Source organism: Blautia sp. Marseille-P3087, assembly GCF_900120195.1.
Lineage (GTDB): Bacteria > Bacillota > Clostridia > Lachnospirales > Lachnospiraceae > Blautia_A.
In genome coordinates this window covers 1,970,191-1,987,128 of sequence record NZ_LT635539.1, presented here as the reverse complement: position 1 = coordinate 1,987,128, position 16,938 = coordinate 1,970,191, and the positions used below count along the sequence as shown (strand labels likewise).

Genomic DNA, 16,938 nt, shown 5'->3' with positions numbered 1-16,938 from the left:
TATAAGAGTGAACTGCGACTGAGAGAATACGGGTGTGTGTTTAATTGTTGGTGGCATATGATACGTAAAAATGGTAATATTGTACAAGAAATTATAATTCAGGATAAATAAAATGGAGATACAGGTCATGACAGAGAAAAACGACACAAGTAGATTAACTGAAAAATATATTTTTAGAAATATTCGCCAGGAGGAAATTGCACAGACTTCAGAGATTGAGAAAATCTGTTTTCCTCCGAATGAAGCATGTTCTTATGAGCATATGGAAGAACGTGTAAAAAAAGCACCGGAGCTTTTTCTTGTAGCAGAAGATCGTGCTACAGGAAAGATTGCAGGATTTCTGAACGGACTGGCCACAGACAGAGAACATCTGACGGATGACTTTTTTACAGATGCAGAAATGCATGATCCGAAGGGTAAGAATATTATGCTTCTGGGACTGGATGTACTTCCGAAATATCAACATCAGGGGCTGGCGAGAGAACTGGTGCGCTGCTATAAAGAACGCGAAAAAGTAAATGGCAGAGAGAAACTGATCCTGACGTGCCTGCCGGATAAAGTAGAAATGTATCAGAAATTTGGCTTCAAAGATCATGGTATTGGCGATTCTGTCTGGGGCGGTGAGGCATGGCATGAGATGAGTGTGGAACTGCGGGGTTGAATTTACCCCCATTTGATATTATAATCAAAGAGATTGAGAATGAATCCTGACACAACGGGAATATTTAATTTTAAGGAGGAATCTGATTATGATTACCTGGAACAATCTGGATACTCTTGAATCATACAAAGAGCTTTCCAATGTAAAAAAAGTAAACCTTGCAGAAGTGATGACCGGCGAGAACGGAGCAGAACGTGTGAAGAATTACAGTGTATCGATGGCTGCAGGTCTTGCATATAACTACGCTGCAAAACAGGTAGATGATGATGTACTGGAAGCTCTTAAGAAACTGGCAAAAGAAGCTCAGCTTACCGAGAAATATGCAGCACTCTATAATGGCGAAGTAATCAATACAGGTGAAAAACGTCTTGTTCTTCATCAGTTGACACGTGGACAGCTTGGGGATAACGTTGTAGCTGATGGTGTTGACAAACGTGCTTTTTATGTGGAACAGCAGCAGAAGATTGCTGATTTTGCAAACAAAGTACATGCAGGTGAGATCACAAACGCAGCAGGAGAGAAATTCACAACTGTTGTTCAGATCGGTATCGGCGGAAGTGACCTTGGTCCTCGTGCAATGTATCTTGCACTTGAAAACTGGGCAAAGAAAAACGACAAATTCAAAATGGAAGCCAAATTCATCAGCAACGTAGATCCGGACGACGCAGCAGCAGTTCTGAATTCCATCGATGTTGCACATTCCATTTTCGTACTGGTATCAAAATCAGGTACAACTCTTGAAACACTGACAAACGAATCTTTTGTAAAAGACGCCCTCAAGAAAGCCGGTCTGGATGCATCCAAGCATATGATCGCTGTTACAAGTGAGACATCTCCTCTTGCAAAGAGCGATGATTATCTTGCTGCATTCTTTATGGATGATTATATCGGTGGACGTTATTCTTCTACATCTGCTGTTGGTGGTGCTGTATTATCTCTGGCATTCGGACCGGAAGTATTTGCACAGTTCCTGGAAGGTGCAGCAGAAGAAGACAGACTTGCAAAGAATGAGGATGTAATGCAGAACCCGGCTATGCTGGATGCACTGATCGGTGTATACGAGAGAAATATCCTCGGATATCCGAGCACAGCAGTACTTCCGTATTCACAGGCTCTGAGCCGTTTCCCGGCACATTTACAGCAGCTTGATATGGAATCCAACGGAAAATCCGTTAACCGTTTTGGTGAGCCTGTAGATTATGTGACAGGACCGGTAATCTTCGGTGAACCGGGAACAAACGGTCAGCATTCCTTCTATCAGCTCCTTCATCAGGGAACAGATATCGTACCGCTTCAGTTCATCGGATTTAAGAACAATCAGATGAATACAGATGTTGTGATCCAGGGAAGCACAAGCCAGCAGAAACTCTGCGCAAACGTTGCAGCTCAGATCGTGGCTTTTGCATGCGGTAAAGCAGATGATAACAATAACAAGAACTTCGAAGGCGGACGTCCGTCCAGCATTATCATCGGCGAGCAGGTAAATCCGGCAAGCCTTGGTGCACTTCTTGCTCACTTCGAAAACAAGGTTATGTTCCAGGGATTCCTGTGGAACTTAAACAGCTTCGATCAGGAAGGTGTACAGCTTGGTAAAGTCCTTGCAAAACGTGTTCTTGCACACGAAACAGACGGCGCACTGAAAGTATTCAGCGACCTTCTGAACATCTGATTTTGAATTAGATCAATTATGAAATAATACAGGCCTTTCACTTGCAGATGAGACTCTGCAGGTGAGGGGCCTTGTTTAGTTTATTAAATTCTATTTTCGTTCCACGATATGATAATAAGATTTTGCAGTCATGATGTAGATCAGACCGTATACCAGAGCAAAGATCAGTACTGTTCCGGCAGTACAGCCGATGAACAGTTTTGTGTTTGTCATGCCGAAGAGCAGGAGCATCCGGCGGATCAGTGGAAATGCCATCGAAATATGAAGCATTGCCATGAGAAGAGGAAGGAAAAATACCATCAGGATCTGGCGGCGGATTGAACTTCTGACTTCCCGGTGACTCAATCCTACTTTCTGCATGATTTCAAATCGGTTCTGGTCTTCGTATCCTTCTGAAATCTGTTTGTAGTAGATGATCATGGCAGTTCCCATGAGGAAAAGAGAACCGAGGAATATTCCAATGAATAGAAGAGAACCGTTGTCTGCATAGTAGGAATCGTATTCCTGCGCACGTATTCCGGAAGTGATCCAGGAGTTATCAGACAGTTGTCCATTATCTTTCAGAGTCTTTATTGCATCCAGCACCGGTGTACCATAGGCGATTTTGGTTGAATCAGAACCGGTGATGTCCAGACCGAGATGAACAGTCAGATCCTGTCCGGCAGGAGATGCGGAGGTATCTTTATACATTTCTGTACGCATCTCGTCAAATTTTTCAAAATCAGAATCAGTAACGACAAATACAGCATTACCATAGACAATATCCTGTCCACAGGTCAGAGGAGAATCCGTCAGCCATTTTTTTACAGAAAAGACGGAATCATTGACAGTGAGAGAATCTGATTTTTCAGAAATGTTGGAAGCCCACGCAAGAATCTTACCATCCTGTAATGCAGGATCTGTTCCGGTCAGTTTTTCATATTCTGACTGACGTACAAGGGAGAGCGTCAGTACGGAAGCAGAATCGCGTAATGTATTTTGTTCTGCAATCTGAATCTGCCCGTGATCGAAATGACTGATGATCGTGAGATAGATTTCTTCTGCTTTTTTATCTACAGGAACAGCATTATCGGAAATTGCTTTTTCAAAAGCATCTATGGCAGTCTGACATTCTTCTTCGCTGACACCGGTAATGGAAAGATCCGTATCGTATGGATAACGGTTTACCATAATATCATTCATGCCAAAGTAAATGGAGACCGTCATGGAGATCATCAACAGAACGCCGGTACTTAAAATACAGATGCTTGCCAGACCGACCGCATTCTGTTTCATACGGTAAAGCATGCCGGAGATGCTGATAAAATTGCTGGTTTTGTAGTAAAATTTTTTTCTGCGGCGAAGAAATTTCAGAATCACAATACTGCCTGCAGTAAAGAGCAGATAAGTTCCTGCCATAACAAGAATTACCGCAAGAAGAAAAATGGAAATTGCACTGATTGGAGACTCTGTTGTGATGGCAAGGTAATAACCGATGCCAAGGCAGACAAAGCCGATCAGAGCCATAATCCATTTTGCTTTAGGTTCTTTTTCACCGGTATTGTTGCCGTGAAGTAGTTCGACGGGACGGTTCAGGCGGATTTTGGCAAGATTTAAGAACAGAATTAGTAAAAAAATTCCGCCGAACATCACCATACAGATAACAATTCCCTTTAATGAGACATAAAATCCAAGTACAGCGGGAATATGAAGCAGTCGAAGCAGAAGAAGGAGCGCAAGTTTGCTGCCAAGAATTCCGGCTGCGATTCCGGCTGTGAGGGAGATCACGGTTGTGATAATTGTTTCCAGCAGCATAACAATGCCGATATGTGTTTTTTCCAGACCGAGAACATTGTAAAGTCCGATTTCTTTCTGTCTTCGTTTCATCAGGAAACTGTTGCTGTAGATCAAAAAGATCACACAGAAGATAATAACAATGATTTCTCCGGTGGAAAGTATCATGCGGACTTCGGCAGCATGGCGGGCGGCCTGATCAAGTGTCGGGCAGTCACGAAGGAATTCCACCATATAGATCATGGCGATGCAGAAGATGCAGGTGATCATGTAAGGAATGTAGGTACTTTTATTGTTGCGGATATTCTGGATGGCCAGTTTTGAAAAAATTCCTTTACGCATGATATTCACCGCCCGTCGTCAGTATAGTAAGTGTGTCGGCAATCATCTGATACATTTCCTGACGGGATTTACTGCCTTTGTAGATCTGATGAAAAACTTCTCCGTCTTTAATAAAAAGTACTCTGGATGCGTGACTTGCTGCCTGTGCACTGTGTGTGACCATCAGAATGGTCTGTCCCTCCTCGTTGATCTCGCCAAACATGGAAAGAAGTGCAGATGCAGCACGGGAGTCGAGTGCGCCGGTCGGTTCATCAGCAAGAACCAGTTTCGGGTTTGTGATCAGTGCTCTTGCAACAGCTGCACGTTGTTTTTGGCCGCCGGAAACTTCATATGGAAATTTGTCCAGAAGCTCTGTAATTCCAAGTGTTTTTGCAATCGGTCGGATCTTCTGCTCCATTTCGCGGTAATCTTCTCCGGCAAGTACGAGTGGGAGATAAATGTTGTCGCGTAAGGAAAAAGTGTCCAGAAGATTAAAATCCTGAAAAACAAAACCGAGATTTTTTCTTCGGAAAGCGGAGATTTCTTTTTCTGTAAGGTGGACGATGTTTTTTCCTTCGAGAAGAACTTCTCCTGATGTCGGACGGTCGAGAGATGCAAGGATGTTGAGCAGTGTGGTTTTTCCGGAACCGGATTCGCCCATGATCGCGACGAACTCACCTTCTTCTACAGAAAAAGTGACATTGGAAAGTGCCTGCACTTTGTTTCCGCCAAAGCGGGTGCTGTATATTTTTTTGATATTTGTTACTTCAAGTAAAGCCATAACCGGGGCTCCTTTCTTTTGATTGATGAGACCAGTATAGAAATTTTTCCCGGCTTCTGCCATCGAAGCAGGTTACAATATACGAAAAAACCTTACATTTCTGTAAGGTGATTTCAAAAAAGTTATTTGATGAAGTGTAACTATTCAGAAGGTAGTATCCCGCGAGGTGTTTTGGCATGTTTTTGCCAAAATCCCGAGACATATAAGGCAAAATGCCATCACCGAAGGTGATTTGGAATGCATTTTGACTCGTAACTGTGAGGGTACTGAACAGTTACGATGAATTTTATCCCATAGTCAGCATCAGATCAGTACATTGTCAGGTTATTCTGAGAAAATTCCAGAAAAACTTTCGTGCCTTTTCCTTCTTCGGAAACTGCATAAATGCGATGGCCAAGGCGATTCATGATCTTGTTGCAGAGGTACAGACCGATTCCGGTCGCACGATTGCTTTCCCGTCCGTTGACTCCGGTGTAGCCTTTTTCGAATATGCGAGGCAGGTCTTCAGCACGAATGCCGATGCCGGTGTCTTCGATTACGAGTGTAACGGGAGTTGCCGGAGTTATGTTTGAAACATCGTCCCCGGCAGGAGCATCTTTCAAATAAATATGGATACCGCCGGTACGGGTATATTTGAGTGCGTTTGACAAAATCTGCCCGATCACAAATTCGAGCCATTTTTCATCGGTCAGGACATTTTCAGAGATTCCTTCATAAGTGAGGGAAAGCTTCCGGGAAACAAAAATTCCGGCGTATTTATGGATCTGATCGCGGATGACCGAGTCGAGAGAACAGCAGGAAAGTGTCAGATCAGAAGACATGTCTTCTGTACGAAGATAACCGAGAACCATTTCGACATACTGCTCAATCTTGAAAAGTTCGGCGAGAGCTTCTTTATTTGTGGAGGGATTTTCCTGAAGGAGCAGACGCAGGGCAAAGATAGGAGTTTTGATCTGATGTGCCCACATGGTATAGTAATCGGTCATTTCTTCCAGAGATTTCTGGCCGGCGGTTTCTACATTCATACGCATCTGATTCAGACGATGCATGATATCCTGCTGAAGAGATTCAATCTGATCAGATGGTGTATCCATACGGGACAGATTGATATCCGGTGCTGTGGCTACAAGTGTAAGCTGCTGCAGCTTTTTCCTGTAGTTACTGAAGCCAGTCATACATGCGGTAAGTCCTGCCAGAAGCCAGAGGAGTGCAACGTACAGGACCGGTTCAGGCGACAGCTGATACAGGAAAAAAATGATCCCTGTAAATATTGTCGAAAAAATCATCAGCAGGATATGGAATTTTATTTTGTTCAGGTAGTCGAGAAAGAGTTTCATAAAGTGATTGCTCCATATAAGAAATTACCTTACAGTGCTTCTTGTATTATACCATGTAGCCAAGCCCCTTTTTGGTGATGATAAAATCTTTCAGGCCTTCACCTTCCAGTTTCCTGCGCAGGCGGGTAATATTTACGGTCAATGTGTTGTCGTCAACGAAGCTGTCACTTTCCCAGAGTCTTGTCATGAGCGCATCTCTGGAAACTGTTTTGCCGGCGTGCTCGAGAAGAATCTCCAGAATGCGGAGCTCATTTTTGGTAAGGGCGATATCGTGGCCGTTCCAGGTCAGGGTACAGCGGGGCGGATTGAGGAGAGCACCTTTGTATTCCAGTACATTTCCGGGAGTCCCGAAGGAATAGGTGCGGCGGAGAATGGCCTGTATTTTGGCAGTCAGGACATCCATGTCAAATGGTTTTGCAATAAAATCATCGGCGCCGCGGCTCATTGCCATGACCATATTCATGTTATCGGCAGCGGAGGAAATAAAGATGATCGGTACCTGAGAGATTCGGCGGATTTCCTCACACCAGTGAAAACCATTGTAAAATGGCAGCTTCAGATCCAGCAGGACGAGCTGCGGATCGAGACGGGCAAATTCCTGTATAATATTGGAAAAATCTTGTGCGCAGGAGACATCATATCCCCAGGAACAGAGATTCTTTTTCAGAAGGTTTGCGATGATCTCATCGTCTTCGATGATAAAAATACGGTACATGGGTGCTCCTTTCTGTAACAGTTTTATGCTTATCATAACATGTCCTTGAAAGATTGCAACAAAATTCAGTTTGTGGCATTATAAGGATAAAGGAATTATTTGACGTCTGAGATAAGAATTACATGATGAAGACAGAAGGGAGATTTTGATATGGATCTGGTGAAGGAGGCAATCTTTCTGGGATTTTCGGGAGCTGCCGTCATGGATACCACGCAGCTTGTTTTTGTACCGGAATACCGGATGTTCTGTGAAGAAAATTTATGCGGTTGTTACAATGTAAATCCGGCCTGTCCGCCGGAGAGCGGGACCGTGGAAGAGATGAAACAGCGTGCATTGCAGTATGAAAAAACTCTGGTGCTGCAGACCATGCAGGAAGATACACATGATCCGGTACAGTACAAGAAAGACAAGCTTCTGCAGAACAAAATGACTGAAGAACTTGCAGAAAAAATGAAAGCAGATGGCAAAACGGATGTCCTGATCATGAGCGCCGGACCGTACAAACACAACTCCTGTATGTCGGCATACTGCGTAGATGCACAGAAAATGGCAGATGCAGCAGGGATGCTGTGCTGGACCGATGACGGAATGGTGAGGTATTTTTCACAGATTTTGTTTCATGAATGAATGTGATATTACATCATTGATTTTTGGCGGGAATGGACTTAAAATAAAAACGACAAAGTTGTACGACAAAATTTAAATACAGGAGGCTTTTTATTATGGAAAGACATGCATTTGCAATGAAAGTAAAAGCCGGCAGAATGAACGACTACCGCAAAAAACTGGGTGAGATCTGGCCGGAGCTGACCACTTTTCTTGACCGCAATAAAGTAAAGAATTTCAGTATCTGGAATGCAGAAGATTTAATCTTCGGCTACTATGAAAATGAAGATGGTGCAGCGTTAAGTGAGGAAGAAAATGCAGCAAAAGATGCTGTCACTGCAAAGATTGAAGATACTTTTGACTGGATTTCCACACCGGGCAAAGATATGCGTCTGATGTACCACAACTTTGGTATTGTAAGAGAAAATAAAGAACTGATCCGTCACAGAATGTTTATGACAAAGCTTAAAACAGGATGCGAGGAAGAATACAAGAGACGCCATGACGGACTGATCGCACAGAGAGGCGACACCGTAGATCCGGGTCCGGACAGCAACTTCAGTATCTGGAGTGCCGGTGGATATATCTTCGGATATGATGAGATCGATACAACCATGGAAGTAGAAGAAACTGTTGAAGCAAGAGAGCAGACAGTTGAATGGGAAATGCGCCAGCTTGGTATCATGGACTGGATCACAAACGATGTAGACTGGATGACAGGTGATGTTCACGCAGATGTAAAACGTCTTGCATGGCATAATTAACAATTTCATCACAATTTTCCCACAAAGTAAACACAAATCCTCTTTATACTCTTAGACATAAAAGGAAAAAAGAAACAGAGATAGCGATTCACTGGAAGATTTTATAAAGTGAAACGTAATGATCCTAAGGAGGGGATTTTGATGAGCGATAAAAATAACAACGCAATGATGAACAACAATATGAATAATGATAACGATCCAAAAGAAAGAATGAGAAAAAAAGTGAAAAAGGCAGCAGGCATTGCTCTTTGTGCAGTACTTGCCGGTGGTCTTGCAGCAGGCTCCTTTGAAGGAATCAATACAATTACCGGATGGAACAGCAGTACAGTAGAAGCTGCATCCAATAAAGACAATACCACACTTCTTCAGACAAAATCAAAGAAGAAGAGTGCTGATAAGAAATCAGATGATAAAGAAAGCAAAGATGATTCCGAATCAAAGACAAAAGGAAGCCTTGATGTTTCTGATATCGTTGCAGAAGGAATGAAATCCGTTGTAGCAATCACAACAAAATCTGTTCAGGATGTACAGAGTTACCTTGGCGCTTACGGATTTGGCGGCAGCCAGGGATTCACTACTCAGCAGGAAGTTGAGGGAAGTGGATCCGGTATCATCGTAGGAAAGAACGATGACAACCTTCTGATCGCAACCAATTATCATGTTGTAAGTGGAGCAGATACCGTATCTGTTACATGTATTGATGGTGAGACTTATGAAGCAACCGTAAATGGTTATGATGAGGACAAAGACCTTGCAGTTGTTTCTGTAGCTCTTTCAGATATTTCTGATGATACGATGGATCAGATTGCAGTAGCTACGATCGGAAGCTCTGATGATCTGAAAGTTGGTGAGCAGGTCGTTGCAATCGGTAACGCACTTGGTTACGGACAGTCTGTAACAACCGGTATTGTCAGTGCAAAGAACCGTAAACTCAATGAAGAGGGCGTAGAAGAGGATGAAGATTCTGATGCAACAAACCTGATTCAGACAGATGCGGCAATTAACCCTGGTAACAGTGGTGGTGCACTTCTGAACATGGATGGTGAAGTTGTCGGTATTAACTCAGCAAAACTTGCTTCTACAGAAGTTGAAGGTATGGGTTATGCAATTGCAATCTCCGATGTTACAGATACTCTTGAAGACCTGATGAATGAGACTCCACGAGACAAAGTTGACAATCACGGTGTACTTGGAATCACAGGTATGACAGTAAGTGATGAGGCTTCTCAGTATTACGGAATACCGGAAGGTGTGCTTGTTTCTGAAGTAACAGAAGGTGGCGCAGCTGAGGATGCAGGTATCAAAGAAAAATCCATCATAACAAAATTCGATGGCAAGAGAATCCGCAGTACTGATGAACTGGTAAGCCGCCTTGAGTATTATGAGCCAGGTGAAGAAGTTGAAGTAACTCTTGAAGTTGCGGATGGCGGGGAATATAAAGAAAAAACTGTAACCGTAACACTTGGCGAAAATAAAGATACAGATTCCGACAAAGATTCAAAGGATGATTCAAAAGATGAATCTGATTCACAGGACAGCCAGGATCAGGGCGATGATGAAGACCAGAGTACAGACAGTCTTCTTGAGGATTTTGAGAATCAGGAACCAGACGGAGCTACATATGAACAGTTCTTTGGATTTCTCAATTAATCAGTTGATTGCGGGATTTCAGATCTCCGTAAAATAAATTTTATAAGCAGAAAAGACCGGTACCGGGAAATGGTATCGGTCTTTTTCTGTCCGCAGGTGTGTGCTGTTTTGTTGAAAGAAACGAATCTGTCTGTTATACTAGACAACAGAGAAAAAATGAGTTGAATTGTATTGCAAATAAAAAGAAGGAACTACTGTATGAACTATATTGTTTTTGATCTTGAGTGGAATCAGAGTCCCGGCGGCAAAAAATATTCCAACAGTCGTCTGCCTTTTGAGATCATTGAGATCGGTGCGGTCAAGATGAATGAGCAGAGAGAAGTGGTGGATGTTTTTCAGAGACTTGTGAAACCTCAGGTATATAACTGGATTCATGACAGCATACACGAAGTAATCCATGTGGATTATAAGGATCTTGCAGATGGTGTGTCTTTTCCGCAGGCAGCAGATGAGTTTCTGGACTGGTGCGGAGAGGAATGGGTATTTTGTACGTGGGGCAATCAGGATGTGATGGAACTGCAGCGTAATATGAAGTACTATGGGATGCTTTCGAAAATCAAAGGTCCGGTCACATATTACGATGCACAGAAAATTTATGGTATCTGTTATAATGAAGATCCATGCAGGCGGAGTCTGGAGTATGCAATCGACAAGATGCATCTTCCGAAAGCGCAGGAGTTCCACCGGGCACTGACAGATGCGAAATATACCGGTGAGATATTTAAGCGTCTGGATATGCCGGCGGTGCTTGCAAATCCATCAATTGATGTATACCAGAATCCGAAGACCAGAAAAGAAGAAATCTATTTATCATATCCGAATTATGATGAGTATGTATCACGTGAATTTGCTGAGAAAGAGAAAGTTATAAAGGATCGGGAAGTGGCAAGCACAAAATGTCCGGTCTGCCATATGCCGGCGAAGCGTAAGATCCGCTGGTTTATGAATAATTCAAGGGCATATGAAAGTGTATCTTTTTGTCAGAAACATGGCTATATCAAAGGAAAAGTGCGAATCCGCCATACAGATGAAGATGCATTTTATGCGATCAAGACATTAAAGAGAATTGATGAAGAAAAAGCGGAAGAAATCCGTGAAAAACGGGATTCCCTCCGCAAGAAAAGACAGACTAAACGGCAGTCAGAGAAGTTCGTCTGAGAGGAGCCGTGTCTGGTAATATCTGGCAGTTCCAACCTCATGGCCGTTATAACTGTATGTGATGGTCAGAAGGGGAAGACCTGCCAGATTTTTTGTCATGGAATACGATTTTGAAAGCTGGTTTACGTCGGTACCTTTTGGCAGTGAGACGTAGCCGTTCCGCCGCATACGGAACAAAGTAAAGTTTTTGTAATCTTTGAGGATATATTTTTCCGCAGGCAGACAGGATCGGGAAATTTCTTTTCTCAGGTCGGTTAGTTTTGATCTGGAAAAATTGTTGAATCCGTAATCCAGTAATGCTTTTGTGTCGGAATAGGCACCATTTACAGACTGCATGACAACAGCTACGAGGTAGGTGTTATCATTTTTTGCATAGGTGACAAGGGTATTGCCGGCAGCTTCTGTGTAGCCTGTTTTGCCGCCGAGGACCCCATCATACGCATAAGTCTGTCCGCTCATCATTTTGTGATGATTCAGGAGATAACGTGTTTCTGCGAATTTGTTTGTCGGTGGGATTTCGTAGTATCCGGTTGTTACAAATTTGCGGAAGGTGAAGTTGAACCATGCGGCACGGGCAATCTTTGCCATGTCGGAAGCTGTGGTGTAATGTGTCTCATCCGGCAGACCGTTTGGGTTGTTAAAATGTGTGTTGGTGCAGCCGAGCTGACGGGCTTTCAGATTCATCTGTTCGACAAATTTTTTGGTGGAGCCGGAAGTGAGTTCTGCGATTGCCAGTGTCATTTCATTGGCGGACTGGAGCATGACCGCCATCAGTGCCTGCTCAATTGTAAATTCTTCGCCGGTATCTGCGTAGATGCTGGAACTGTTGGATTCGGTAATACTGCGGGCAGCGGATTCAGTCATGGTAAATTTTGCAGACGGATCCAGATTTTCACAGCCGAGGAGACCGGTCATGATCTTTGTGATGCTTGCCGGATACTGTGCTTTATCAGCGTTTTTGGAGTAAAGGACGGTACCGGAGAGCATGTCGACAAGGATTGCAGATTCTCCTTCGATCTGAGGCGCTTTTACCCAGCCTTCGATGGAATCTGTATCGGCGGGTTGAGTGTAATAGGCGGTGTGCGGGTTGGGCGTCGGTGTGGCTGTGACCAGAGGCGCACCGTAGCTGTCTGTGGCGAAGACCGGGACTTCCTGCACGATAAATACGGCAGAACAGAGAGTAGCGGTCAGAAGACGCCGGAGTATTCTTTTTATATTCATATGTGTACCTTTCTGATATTAAAATGTTGGAGCAGAGGAAAAGATAGTGTTGAGGGAGCTATCTTTACATGCCATGAAATATCCGGATTCTGTATCAGGTTCGAGAATTCAGAAGTACCAGAGGTACATGCCTTTGCTAAGAGCGTATGAAAAAAAGTCAAACTCGCTACGCTCAGACAGTGCCTTTTTTCATACAACGCAAAGATTTGTACCTTGGGTACTTCTACAAATTCTCTCAAGCGATACAGAACCGGATATTTCAAACATGTCTGATAGCCAGCTCAAGCATATCTGCGACTCTCTGCACCATATTGTTAATATTAAAGTCCTGGCTAGCGGGGCGGGGAGGCTGTCGGTCCGTTTGTAGCGTTCGCCGCCCCGCGGTCCGGGAGGGGAGAAGAACTGGGATTTTTTATAGAGCACATCGAATCAGAAGCGCTCTGCAGGAGCCTTGTAAGTTCTTAGGCATATTCTGACTGTGTTACGAATAAAAAGCACACTGTTTGAGCGAAGCGAGTTTGGGCTTTTTATGAGTGGTTTTAACAGGAAGAATAGGTCTTAGTACTTACAGGCGACAAAGCCTGCATCTGAGTTGATGTGCTCTGATAAAGAATGCAGTTTTCTCAAAGTATTTCTTATAGTATATCATTCTTTCCAATTATACTGTAATCGTTTTTCTCATACAAGGGTCAAATCCATGTAAAATCACCGCAAAACCCTGATAAAACCCCGTAAATATCGCAAAAAGACCTTGACATATCGAAAATTAACACCGTATAATAAAACAGCACGTATAAATAAGTAAAAACCATGATGGAGACAGTAAATAAAAATGAACACATCAGAGAGCCGGGGACAGGTGGAAGCCCGGCGCCAGTAATTTTTATCGAAGATCACTCCGGAGTTTCTTTCCTGAAATTCTCAGTAAGGAGAGACGGTTTTCCGCCGTTAAAGGGAACATGTATTGGCGTTTATTACTACCGGCCCGTACAATGTAACAGGTGGTGCGAATGTGGAAATTGCTTTCGTCCTTTTACAGGACGGAAGTTTTTTTATTTTACTGGGAAATGGACTTGTCCGTTTTGATTATTTTCTTACAATAAAAGGAGGAATTTGTTGTGTACCAGAAGGTAGATACGAACCTGAATTTTGTAGACCGCGAAAAACAAGTAGAAAAATTCTGGAAAGAAAACCATATTTTCGAAAAAAGTATGGAAGACCGTAAAGATGATCCTACTTATATGTTCTATGACGGACCGCCGACCGCAAACGGCAAACCACACATCGGTCATGTACTGACCCGTGTTATCAAAGATATGATTCCGAGATACCGTACAATGAAAGGCTACATGGTACCTCGTAAAGCAGGATGGGATACCCACGGACTTCCGGTTGAGCTGGAAGTAGAGAAGAAACTTGGTCTGGATGGCAAAGAGCAGATCGAGGAATATGGTATGGAGCCATTCATTCAGCAGTGTAAAGAAAGTGTCTGGAAATACAAAGGAATGTGGGAAGACTTTTCTTCAACCGTTGGTTTCTGGGCTGATATGGAAAATCCATACGTTACCTATCATGATGACTATATCGAGTCAGAGTGGTGGGCACTGAAAGAAATCTGGAACAAGAAACTCCTGTACAAAGGATTTAAAATCGTTCCTTACTGTCCGCGTTGTGGTACACCACTTTCCGCGCAGGAAGTTTCTCAGGGCTACAAAACAGTCAAAGAACGTTCAGCAATCGTTCGTTTCAAAGTTGTCGGTGAAGATGCATACTTCCTTGCATGGACAACAACACCATGGACACTTCCGTCCAATGTTGCACTTTGCGTAAATCCGGATGAGACTTACTGCAAAGTAAAAGCAGCAGACGGTTATACTTATTACATGGCAGAAGCTTTACTTGATAAAGTTCTCGGCAAACTTGGGTCCGAAGAAACACCGGCATACGAAGTACTTGAGAAATATATTGGTAAAGATCTGGAATACAAAGAATATGAGCCGCTTTTTGCATGTGCAGGAGAGGCAGCAGCAAAACAGAAAAAGAAAGCTCACTTCGTTACAGCAGATAACTATGTAACTATGAGTGATGGTACCGGTATCGTTCATATCGCACCGGCATTCGGTGAAGACGACAGCCGTATCGGACGTAACTATGATCTTCCGTTTGTACAGTTTGTAGACGGTAAAGGTGATATGACAGCAGAGACTCCATATGCAGGAATCTTTGTAAAGAAAGCTGATCCGCTTGTACTTCAGGATCTTGACAAAGAAGGAAAACTCTTTGATGCACCGAAATTTGAGCATGACTATCCGCATTGCTGGAGATGTGATACACCACTGATCTACTATGCACGTGAATCCTGGTTCATTAAGATGACTGCAGTCAAAGATGACCTGATCCGCAACAATAACACCATCAACTGGATTCCGGAGAGCATCGGTAAGGGACGTTTCGGCGACTGGCTGGAAAACGTTCAGGACTGGGGTATTTCCAGAAACCGTTACTGGGGAACACCACTGAACATCTGGCAGTGTGAATGCGGACATATGCATTCTATCGGAAGCCGCCAGGAACTCTTCGAGATGAGCGGTGACGAAAAAGCCAAAACAGTAGAGCTTCACCGTCCATATATCGATGAGATCACACTGAAATGCCCGGAATGTGGTGGAACCATGCACCGTGTACCGGAGGTAATTGACTGCTGGTTTGATTCAGGAGCAATGCCTTTTGCACAGCATCATTATCCATTTGAAAACAAAGAACTCTTTGAAAAACAGTTCCCGGCAGATTTCATTTCCGAAGCTGTTGACCAGACAAGAGGATGGTTCTATTCTCTGCTTGCCGAGTCTACGATCCTGTTTAATCAGGCTCCATACAAGAACGTTATCGTTCTCGGACACGTACAGGATGAGAATGGTCAGAAGATGAGTAAATCCAAGGGAAATGCCGTCGATCCGTTTGATGCACTTGAGAAATACGGTGCAGATGCAATCCGCTGGTATTTCTATATCAACAGTGCTCCGTGGCTGCCGAACCGTTTCCATGGCAAGGCTGTTCAGGAAGGACAGCGTAAGTTCATGGGTACTCTGTGGAATACTTATGCATTCTTTGTACTGTACGCAAACATTGACAATTTTGACGCAACAAAATATACTTTAGATTATGACAATCTTCCGGTTATGGATAAATGGCTTTTAAGCAAGCTCAACTCCGTAGTGAAGACTGTCGATGACTGCCTTGCAAACTACAAGATTCCGGAAAGTGCAAGAGCTCTGCAGGAATTTGTAGATGAGATGAGTAACTGGTATGTAAGAAGAAGCCGTGAACGTTTCTGGGCAAAAGGCATGGAGCAGGATAAGATCAATGCTTACATGACACTTTATACTGCACTGGTAACAATTTCCAAAGCAGCAGCTCCGATGATTCCGTTTATGACAGAAGAAATCTACCAGAACCTTGTAAGAAGCATCGATAAAGAGGCAATCGAAAGTATCCATCTCTGCGACTTCCCGGAAGTAAAAGAAGAGTGGATCGACAAAGAACTGGAAGATGACATGGAAGAACTCCTCAAGATAGTTGTTCTTGGACGTGCAGCAAGAAATACTGCAAATATCAAGAACCGTCAGCCGATCGGTACAATGTACGTAAAAGCGGACAAAGAAATGGGTGAGTTCTATACAGACATCATTGCAGATGAGCTGAATGTTAAAGAAGTAAAATTCGCCAGCGATGTAGAATCCTTTATTTCTTACAGCTTCAAGCCGCAGCTCCGTACAGTAGGACCAAAATACGGTAAACTTCTGAATGGTATCCGTAAGGCACTTTCAGAGATCAATGGAACAGAAGCTATGAATGAGCTGAGAACCACAGGTCTTCTGACACTGGATATTGATGGAAACAAGGCAGAACTTTCTGAGGAAGACTTATTGATCGAGACTGCACAGACAGAAGGTTATGTAACAGAAGCAGACGGTGATATTTCCGTAGTTCTTGATACAAATCTGACACCTGAGCTGATCGAAGAGGGCTTTGTCCGCGAGATTGTCAGCAAGGTACAGACCATGAGAAAAGAAGCTGGATTTGAAGTTATGGATAAGATCCATATCTATGCAAAAGATAATGATAAGATTCTTGAGCTCATGAAGAACCACAAAGAGGAAATCATGTCTGAAGTACTGGCAGAGGATATGACTCTGGGCACAACCGATGGCTATGTAAAAGAATGGAACATCAACAAAGAGCCAGTTGTTCTTGGTGTTGCAAAAATGTAATTTGTAAACAA

At 43.4% G+C, this 16,938-nt stretch carries 12 protein-coding genes and 1 other annotated feature; of the genes, 7 read left to right on the top strand and 5 right to left on the bottom strand.

The window, feature by feature from the left end; all coding sequences use genetic code 11:
• Window positions 1-127 precede the first annotated feature (127 nt).
• Window positions 128-661, top strand: a complete 534-nt coding sequence (locus BQ7344_RS09395) for a GNAT family N-acetyltransferase (RefSeq protein ID WP_072522387.1) — start codon at window positions 128-130, stop codon at window positions 659-661.
• A gap of 88 nt (window positions 662-749) precedes the next feature.
• Complete coding sequence (locus BQ7344_RS09390; protein WP_072522386.1) at window positions 750-2,330, top strand: glucose-6-phosphate isomerase; 1,581 nt, start codon at window positions 750-752, stop codon at window positions 2,328-2,330.
• A 90-nt stretch (window positions 2,331-2,420) separates the two neighbouring features.
• Here the strand turns inward: BQ7344_RS09390 and BQ7344_RS09385 are convergent, their stop codons facing one another.
• From BQ7344_RS09385 to BQ7344_RS09370, 4 genes are all read right to left on the bottom strand, one after another.
• Window positions 2,421-4,445, bottom strand: a complete 2,025-nt coding sequence (locus tag BQ7344_RS09385) for an FtsX-like permease family protein (protein ID WP_072522385.1) — start codon at window positions 4,443-4,445, stop codon at window positions 2,421-2,423.
• A complete protein-coding gene (locus tag BQ7344_RS09380; protein ID WP_072522384.1) occupies window positions 4,438-5,205 on the bottom strand; it encodes an ABC transporter ATP-binding protein in 768 nt (255 codons plus the stop codon). Before BQ7344_RS09380 ends, BQ7344_RS09385 begins: the two co-directional genes overlap by 8 nt.
• Before the next feature lie 308 nt (window positions 5,206-5,513).
• Window positions 5,514-6,542, bottom strand: a complete 1,029-nt coding sequence (locus BQ7344_RS09375; protein WP_072522383.1) for a sensor histidine kinase — start codon at window positions 6,540-6,542, stop codon at window positions 5,514-5,516.
• 46 nt (window positions 6,543-6,588) lie between these two features.
• Window positions 6,589-7,257, bottom strand: a complete 669-nt coding sequence (locus tag BQ7344_RS09370) for a response regulator transcription factor (protein ID WP_015541543.1) — start codon at window positions 7,255-7,257, stop codon at window positions 6,589-6,591.
• A gap of 150 nt (window positions 7,258-7,407) precedes the next feature.
• On the opposite strand from BQ7344_RS09370, the gene BQ7344_RS09365 reads away from it, so the two are divergent.
• The 4 genes from BQ7344_RS09365 to BQ7344_RS09350 all read left to right on the top strand — a co-directional run bounded on the left by BQ7344_RS09365 (window position 7,408) and on the right by BQ7344_RS09350 (window position 11,435).
• On the top strand, window positions 7,408-7,884 hold the full coding sequence (locus BQ7344_RS09365; RefSeq protein ID WP_072522382.1) for a DUF2284 domain-containing protein: 477 nt from the start codon (window positions 7,408-7,410) through the stop codon (window positions 7,882-7,884).
• Between the two features lie 95 nt (window positions 7,885-7,979).
• Window positions 7,980-8,627: an L-rhamnose mutarotase gene (locus BQ7344_RS09360; protein ID WP_072522381.1), complete on the top strand. Its 648-nt coding sequence runs from the start codon at window positions 7,980-7,982 to the stop codon at window positions 8,625-8,627.
• Window positions 8,628-8,768: 141 nt separating this feature from the next.
• Window positions 8,769-10,277, top strand: a complete 1,509-nt coding sequence (locus BQ7344_RS09355; RefSeq protein ID WP_072522380.1) for a S1C family serine protease — start codon at window positions 8,769-8,771, stop codon at window positions 10,275-10,277.
• A 198-nt stretch (window positions 10,278-10,475) separates the two neighbouring features.
• On the top strand, window positions 10,476-11,435 hold the full coding sequence (locus BQ7344_RS09350; RefSeq protein WP_072522379.1) for a 3'-5' exonuclease: 960 nt from the start codon (window positions 10,476-10,478) through the stop codon (window positions 11,433-11,435).
• On the opposite strand, the gene BQ7344_RS09345 is transcribed toward BQ7344_RS09350, so the two are convergent.
• Window positions 11,418-12,656 (bottom strand): D-alanyl-D-alanine carboxypeptidase family protein, encoded by a 1,239-nt coding sequence (locus BQ7344_RS09345; protein ID WP_072522378.1) that lies wholly within the window; start codon window positions 12,654-12,656, stop codon window positions 11,418-11,420. The genes BQ7344_RS09350 and BQ7344_RS09345 overlap by 18 nt on opposite strands.
• 801 nt (window positions 12,657-13,457) lie before the next feature.
• Window positions 13,458-13,692, top strand: a binding site (T-box leader).
• A gap of 82 nt (window positions 13,693-13,774) precedes the next feature.
• Here BQ7344_RS09345 and ileS point away from each other — a divergent pair.
• A complete protein-coding gene (gene ileS, locus BQ7344_RS09340; protein WP_072522377.1) occupies window positions 13,775-16,927 on the top strand; it encodes an isoleucine--tRNA ligase in 3,153 nt (1,050 codons plus the stop codon).
• Window positions 16,928-16,938 lie beyond the last annotated feature (11 nt).